Source organism: Pseudomonas sp. VEM90, assembly GCF_054611535.1.
The window spans coordinates 59,453-65,952 of the sequence record NZ_JBTRAR010000032.1 but is presented as its reverse complement, the minus strand read 5'-3'; the positions used below and the strand labels follow the sequence as shown (position 1 = coordinate 65,952).

The following is a 6,500-nucleotide window of genomic DNA, read 5'->3' as shown; positions in this document are numbered from 1 at the left end:
GCGAAGAGGCCGGGCCGCGTTGCCTTGTAGGAGCGGGTTCACCCGCGAAGAGGCCGGGCCGCGTTGCCTTGTAGGAGCGGGTTCACCCGCGAAGAGGCCGGGCCGCGTCGCCTTGTAGGAGCGGGTTCACCCGCGAAGAGGCCGGGCCGCGTTGCCTTGTAGGAGCGGGTTCACCCGCGAAGAGGCCGGGCCGCGTTGCCTTGTAGGAGCGGGTTCACCCGCGAAGAGGCCGGGCCGCGTTGCCTTGTAGGAGCGGGTTCACCCGCGAAGAGGCCGGGCCGCGTTGCCTTGTAGGAGCGGGTTCACCCGCGAAGAGGCCGGGCCGCGTTGCCTTGTAGGAGCGGGTTCACCCGCGAAGAGGCCGGGCCGCGTCGCCTTGTAGGAGCGGGTTTACCCGCGAAGAGGCCGGGCCGCGTCGCCTTGTAGGAGCGGGTTCACCCGCGAAGAGGCCGGGCCGCGTCGCCTTGTAGGAGCGGGTTTACCCGCGAAGAGGCCGGCCGCGTCGCCTTGTAGGAGCGGGTTCACCCGCGAAGAGGCCGGGCCGCGTCGCCTTGTAGGAGCGGGTTTACCCGCGAAGAGGCCGGCACAGGCAATACCGATTATCGAGCTACAGCCCCTTCCCCAGGCCGCCCACCCACCACAAACCACAGCGGCCACAGCGCCAACGCCCCCGCCACCCCCGCCGCCAGGGCAAAATGCAGCAAGCTGGCACCGGCGCCAATCATCGCCAGCAGCGCCCCTCCGAGCCCGAGCAGGGCAATGGTGATCATCCCCAGCATGGCCGAAACCAGACCCTTGCTCTGTTCACTGGAGAACAGCGTCATGCGGTACAGCACCGCATTGGCCACGCCCAACCCCAGCGCATACAGCGACATGCCCGCCACCAGGCTGGTCACGCTCGGCCAGTACCAGGTCGCCAGCACCATCAGGCACAGGCCGGCCAGGTATGGCCAGAGCGCGCCACGCACCAAGGCTGGCAGCGGATAGCGGTCAGCAATACGGTTGATGATCAGGTTACCGAGGATCAGCCCGCCAAACACCGGCAACTGCCACAAGGCATACTCCAGGGTACTCAACCCCTCATCGTGAATCAGCAGCACCGGCGACAGACCGATCCAGCCAATCAGCGGTAAGCCGACCAACCCAAGGGCAGCGCTGCCTGCAACGAAGCGGCGGTTGGCCAGCAACTGGCCATAGCCCGCCAACAGTGGCAGCAGGTGAATCGGCGTGAATGCCAGCCGCGAACCGTCACGGCGCTCCACCCCCAGGGTTTCCGGCATGAGGCGGTACAACAGCAGCCAGGCCAGCACCGCGCCGATGGCGAACGCCACGAACAGCCAGCGCCAGTCCAGCCATTGCAGCAGCAGAGTGCCCACCAGCGGTCCGAGCAAGGGCGACAACAAGGCGATGTTGGCCAGCAGGGCCATCATGCGTACGGCATCAGCCTCGCTGAAAGCCTCATTCAGGGCCGGGTAGCTGACAGTGACCACAAAACCCAGGCCAATGCCCTGCAAAAGGCGCAACAGGTTGAACAGGCCGATGCCCTGGACCCAGAAGGTAGCCAGGCAGGCCAGGCCAAAGAATGCGCAGCCAACCAGCAGCAGCGGGCGCCGTCCATAGCGGTCGGCCAGCGGGCCGATCAGCCATTGCAGTACCACGCCCCCCAGCAGGTACAGGTTGAGGGCATGGGGTATGTATTCAGGGCTGGCGTCGAGGTCGCCGACCACGACCGGCATGGCCGGCATGACCGCGTCGCTGGCCAGGTAGGTCAGCAGTTCGAACAGGGCCAAGGTCAGGCCGAACAGCAAGGCGCGCAGAGGGGTGATATACAGCAGTGGTTTCATGATGGCGTATCGGGTGTGGCAGGCGGGGTCAGGCTATATGCCAGAAATTGTTGGAAGTTGCTGTGAACAAGTGTAATCAAGGTAGGAAAAAAACCGGGGCCGCTTTGCGGCCCCAGCTTTGACGCGGTATTACTGCGTTGCAGTCTCCTGCACCACACGAATGACCCGCTGCGGAAACGGAATGTCGATCCCTTCGGCCTTCAAGCGGTCACGCGCATACTCGTTGAGCATGAACATCACGTCCCAGTAATCGGAGGTCTTGGTCCACAAGCGCAGCGATACGGTGATCGAGCTGTCGCCCAGCGTCGACACGACCGCCTGCGGTGCCGGGTCTTGCAGGACGCGTGGGTCCTTTGCCAGCTCCAGCAACACATTGCGGGCCGTCTGCAGGTCGGCCTCGTAGTCAACGCCCACATCGAACACCACCTTGCGCGTCGGCTGACGGTTGGTGTTGGTAATGATGCCGTTGGACAGGCTGCCATTGGGCATGATGACCGTCTTGTTGTCAGCGGTGCGCAGCACGGTGTGGAAGATCTGGATACTGTCGACGGTGCCGGCCACGCCCTGTGCTTCGATCCAGTCACCGATACGGAACGGGCGGAACATCAGAATCAGCACACCACCGGCGAAGTTCGCCAGGCTGCCCTGCAAGGCCAGGCCGATGGCCAGGCCTGCAGCACCGATGGCGGCGACGAACGAGGTGGTCTCGATGCCGATCATCGAGGCCACACTGACCAACAGCAGCACCTTCAGCACGATGTTTGCCAGAGAGCTGATGAAGCCCTGCAGCGCCAGGTCGGCGTTGCGCAGGCCAACGAGCCTGCCGAGGCGGGCGCTGACCTTGTTGATGATCCACCAGCCAACCGCCAGGGTGAGCAGTGCCAGCAGCACACGGCTGCCGTATTCCATGATCAAAGGGATCCACGTCTGGGATTGGCGGACGAGCTGATCGACCTCAGCGTTCAAATCCATATTCATCTCCTGATGCCGAGCGGCAAGTACACGGTAGAACAGGCCGCGCATGTATTTACGCAACCCCGGCCCCCATGGACATCATTTAGCCATCGGGGTTCCGGCCCCGCATCAGTCGCGGAAGTTGTTGAACTGCAGCGGCATGTCGAATTCCTTGGTGCGCAGCAGGGCAATGGCTTCCTGCAGATCGTCACGTTTCTTGCCGGTTACCCGTACCTGCTCACCCTGGATGGCGGCCTGTACTTTCAACTTGCCATCCTTGATGGTGGCAACGATCTTTTTCGCCAGGTCCTTGTCGATGCCTTCGCGGAACTTGGCTTCCTGTTTCTTTTCCTTGCCGGAGGCGTAAGGGTCCTTGGTTTCCAGGCACTTCACGTCGATCTTGCGCTTGACCAGTGCCAGGCGCAGGATTTCCAGCATCGCCTCGAGCTGGAACTCTTCCTCCGCGGTGAGCATCACGGTCTGCTCTTTGTCCTTGAACTCGAAGGTGCCTTTGCCCTTGAGGTCGTAGCGGCGGTCCAGTTCCTTGATGGCGTTGTCGACCGCGTTCTGCACTTCGTGCTTGTCCAGTTCCGATACCACGTCGAACGAAGGCATGGTGGTTCTCCCAAAATAAAAGCGCGCTCAGGCTGAAGATGGAGCGCGCTGGGTTTGAAGGTTAAAATGCGGGCTCATTATAACGGGTTGCGAAACGCATATGAGCAGCACCTGGCATATTCTCGGCGCCGGTAGCCTGGGCAGTCTGTGGGCCTGCCGCCTGGCACGCGCAGGCAAGGCCGTGCGCCTGATCCTGCGTGACGGGCAGCGGCTGCAGGCTTATCAGCAGGCCGGTGGCCTGTCCCTGGCCGAACAGGAGCAAACCCGGCACTACGCCATACCTGCCGAAACCGCGCAGGCGCAAGGCCCGATTCACCGCCTGCTGGTGGCCTGCAAAGCCTATGACGCTGCCCCGGCGATTGCCAGTGTAGCGCCGCGGTTGGCCGAAAGCGCCGAGGTGCTGCTGCTGCAGAATGGCCTGGGCAGTCAGGATGAAGTCGCCGACCTGGTGCCGCACGCTCGCTGCATCTTCGTCTCCAGCACCGAAGGCGCCTTCCGCGAGGGGGACTGGCAGGTGCGTTTTGCCGGCCATGGCTTCAACTGGCTGGGCGACCCAGGTAACCCCATGGTCCCCGCCTGGTTCGATGACCTGCACGAAGCCGGTATCCCCGCGGAATGGACAGTGGACATACTCACCCGACTGTGGCGCAAGCTGGCGCTCAATTGCGCCATCAACCCGCTGACCGTGCTTCACGATTGCCAGAATGGCGGGCTGCTGGGGCACCTGGGTGAAGTTCAGGCCCTGTGCGCCGAGCTGGCCCGACTGCTGCGCCGTTGCGGCCAGCCGCAAGCAGCCGAGGGGCTGGACGAAGAAGTGCAGCGGGTAATCCTGGCCACCGCAGCCAACTACTCTTCCATGTACCAGGACGTGCATGCAGGACGGCGCACCGAGTTGCACTACCTGCTCGGCCATGCTTGCCGCGCAGCCACCCGTCATGGCCTGCAACTGCCGCAGCTGGAACACCTGCTGCAGCGCTTGGTCGAAAACCTGCGCGTGCGTGGTTTGCCCTGCGACTGACGCGCCCCTTCAACCGGATACGGACATTGCCTTGCCCATGACCTTGCGCCAACGCCTGGAAAACCTCCCGGTCGGGCAGAAGCTGCTGGCGGCCCTGCTGGTATTGCTGGTGACCATCTTGCTGGTGGCCAACCTCACTTTCATCAGCGCCGCCTACTGGATCACCCAGGAAAGCATGGCGCCGCAGGCTCTGCAGACCATCGGCCGACTGGTAGCCAATCCACAGCTTGCAGCCCGCGCCGGCGACACCCCGGACACTGCCAATGCCCTGCTCAAGGAACTGGACAATTACACACCGCTGCGTGCCGCCGCCGTCTACGGTGGCGATGGGCGGATGCTGGCGCAGTTGCAGCACGGCGAGCCGCTGGCCCTGCCCAAGCGTTTTCGAAACATCGACGGCTGGCGCCTGATGGAGTTTCGCAGCACTCAGTTGATCCGTATCCCCCGCGATGCCAACCCACCGGCACACTTGCTACTGGTAGCCAGCAGCGAACTGCCCATGGCCTTCTACACCGGCACACTCAGCGCCAGCCTGGGCATCCTGGTATTCAGTGTCCTGCTATGGATCGTCATCGCCCGGCAGATCAAGCGCCTGATCACACAACCGATCAACCAGCTTGAGGAACTCAGCCGCCAGGTTACCCGCGAAGAGAGCTATGCCTTGCGCGCCCAGCGCGGCAACGACGATGAGATCGGCAGCCTGGCCGAGGCCTTCAACACCATGCTGTCGCGCATCGAGGCCCGCGAGCAGCAGCTCAAGAGCGCCCGCGACGAGTTCCAGAGCGCCTACGACCAGGCTCAGGGCCTTGCCGAGGAAACCCGCCACACCAACCGCAAGCTGGAACTGGAAGTACAGGTACGCAGCAAGATCGAAAAAAAACTCACCGGTTTCCAGAACTACCTCAACAGCATCATCGACTCGATGCCCTCGGCACTGATTGCCCTCGACGAACAGCTTTACGTGACCCAATGGAACCACGAAGCCACGGTGCTTTCCGGCACGCCACTGGACGAGGCACTCAACCAGCCGGTGTTCATTGCGTTCGAGCCGCTGAAGCCGTTCCTCCCGCAGCTGAAGGAAACCGTGGAAAAACATCGAGTGGCGAAGATCGAGCGGGTAACCTGGCCCAAGGGCGACGACCTGCGCCACTACGCCCTGACCTTCTACCCACTGACCGGCGGCGGCGGGCGCGGCGTGGTCATTCGTATCGACGACATCACCCAGCGCCTGTCATTGGAAGAGATGATGGTGCAGTCGGAAAAAATGCTCTCGGTCGGCGGCCTGGCTGCCGGCATGGCGCACGAAATCAACAACCCGCTGGGCGCTATCCTGCACAATGTGCAGAACATTCGCCGGCGCCTGTCGTCCGACCTGCCGCGCAACCAGGAACAGGCCGAAGAGCTGGGCATCGACCTGGCCACGATCAACCGCTACCTGGACAGCCGCGAGGTGCCGCAACTGCTCGACGGCATTCAGCAGGCCGGCGCCCGGGCGGCGAAGATCGTCACCCACATGCTCAGTTTCAGCCGCCGCAGCAACCGCCAACTGGTGCCATGTGAACTGCCGGCACTGATTGATCAGGCGCTTGAAATTGCCGGCAATGACTTCGACCTGGCCATAGGCTTCGACTTCAAGGGGCAAGCCATCGTGCGCCAGTTCGACCCCGACCTGGGGCCGGTGCCCTGCACCGCCAACGAGCTGGAACAAGTACTGCTCAACTTGCTGAAGAACGCAGCCCAGGCCATCCACCAACGCCCGCAACCCAGCGAGCCCGGGCGTATCACACTGCGCACACGGCTGAACCCGCCATGGGCGGAAATCCAGGTCGAGGACAACGGCGTCGGCATGCCCGAGGCAGTGCGCAAGCGCACCTTCGAGCCGTTCTTCACCACCAAGGAAATCGGCCAGGGCACCGGGCTGGGCCTGTCAGTCTCGTACTTCATCATCACCAATAACCACAAGGGGCAGATGGAAGTGCAATCCACGCCAGGCCAGGGCACCTGCTTTACCCTGCGCCTGCCCCTCAGCCAGCCGACAGCGGCGGCGCCGACCAGAACGGAGCAATGAC

At 63.3% G+C, this 6,500-nt stretch carries 5 protein-coding genes; 2 read left to right on the top strand and 3 right to left on the bottom strand.

The features are described from left to right. Positions 1-599: 599 nt before the first annotated feature. The 3 genes from ACYCCG_RS24225 to ACYCCG_RS24215 all read right to left on the bottom strand — a co-directional run bounded on the left by ACYCCG_RS24225 (position 600) and on the right by ACYCCG_RS24215 (position 3,413). On the bottom strand, positions 600-1,844 hold the full coding sequence (locus ACYCCG_RS24225) for an MFS transporter (RefSeq protein WP_176682624.1): 1,245 nt from the start codon (positions 1,842-1,844) through the stop codon (positions 600-602). Positions 1,845-1,973: 129 nt separating this feature from the next. After that, positions 1,974-2,816: a mechanosensitive ion channel family protein gene (locus ACYCCG_RS24220; protein WP_176682623.1), complete on the bottom strand. Its 843-nt coding sequence runs from the start codon at positions 2,814-2,816 to the stop codon at positions 1,974-1,976. A gap of 111 nt (positions 2,817-2,927) precedes the next feature. Beyond that, a complete protein-coding gene (locus tag ACYCCG_RS24215; RefSeq protein ID WP_003251890.1) occupies positions 2,928-3,413 on the bottom strand; it encodes a YajQ family cyclic di-GMP-binding protein in 486 nt (161 codons plus the stop codon). Positions 3,414-3,513: 100 nt separating this feature from the next. On the opposite strand from ACYCCG_RS24215, the gene ACYCCG_RS24210 reads away from it, so the two are divergent. Together ACYCCG_RS24210 and ACYCCG_RS24205 are read left to right on the top strand one after the other, a co-directional pair. Next, on the top strand, positions 3,514-4,431 hold the full coding sequence (locus ACYCCG_RS24210) for a putative 2-dehydropantoate 2-reductase (RefSeq protein ID WP_176682621.1): 918 nt from the start codon (positions 3,514-3,516) through the stop codon (positions 4,429-4,431). A 37-nt stretch (positions 4,432-4,468) separates the two neighbouring features. Further along, complete coding sequence (locus ACYCCG_RS24205) at positions 4,469-6,499, top strand: sensor histidine kinase (RefSeq protein WP_209969725.1); 2,031 nt, start codon at positions 4,469-4,471, stop codon at positions 6,497-6,499. Position 6,500: the final 1 nt, after the last annotated feature.

Excerpts from the sequence above, each read along its gene's own strand:
- ACYCCG_RS24225 (WP_176682624.1), bottom strand. The coding sequence starts at position 1,844 with ATGAAACCACTGCTGTATATCACCCCTCTGCGCGCCTTGCTGTTCGGC.
- ACYCCG_RS24220 (WP_176682623.1), bottom strand. The coding sequence starts at position 2,816 with ATGGATTTGAACGCTGAGGTCGATCAGCTCGTCCGCCAATCCCAGACG.
- ACYCCG_RS24215 (WP_003251890.1), bottom strand. The coding sequence starts at position 3,413 with ATGCCTTCGTTCGACGTGGTATCGGAACTGGACAAGCACGAAGTGCAG.
- ACYCCG_RS24210 (WP_176682621.1), top strand. The coding sequence starts at position 3,514 with ATGAGCAGCACCTGGCATATTCTCGGCGCCGGTAGCCTGGGCAGTCTG.
- ACYCCG_RS24205 (WP_209969725.1), top strand. The coding sequence starts at position 4,469 with ATGACCTTGCGCCAACGCCTGGAAAACCTCCCGGTCGGGCAGAAGCTG.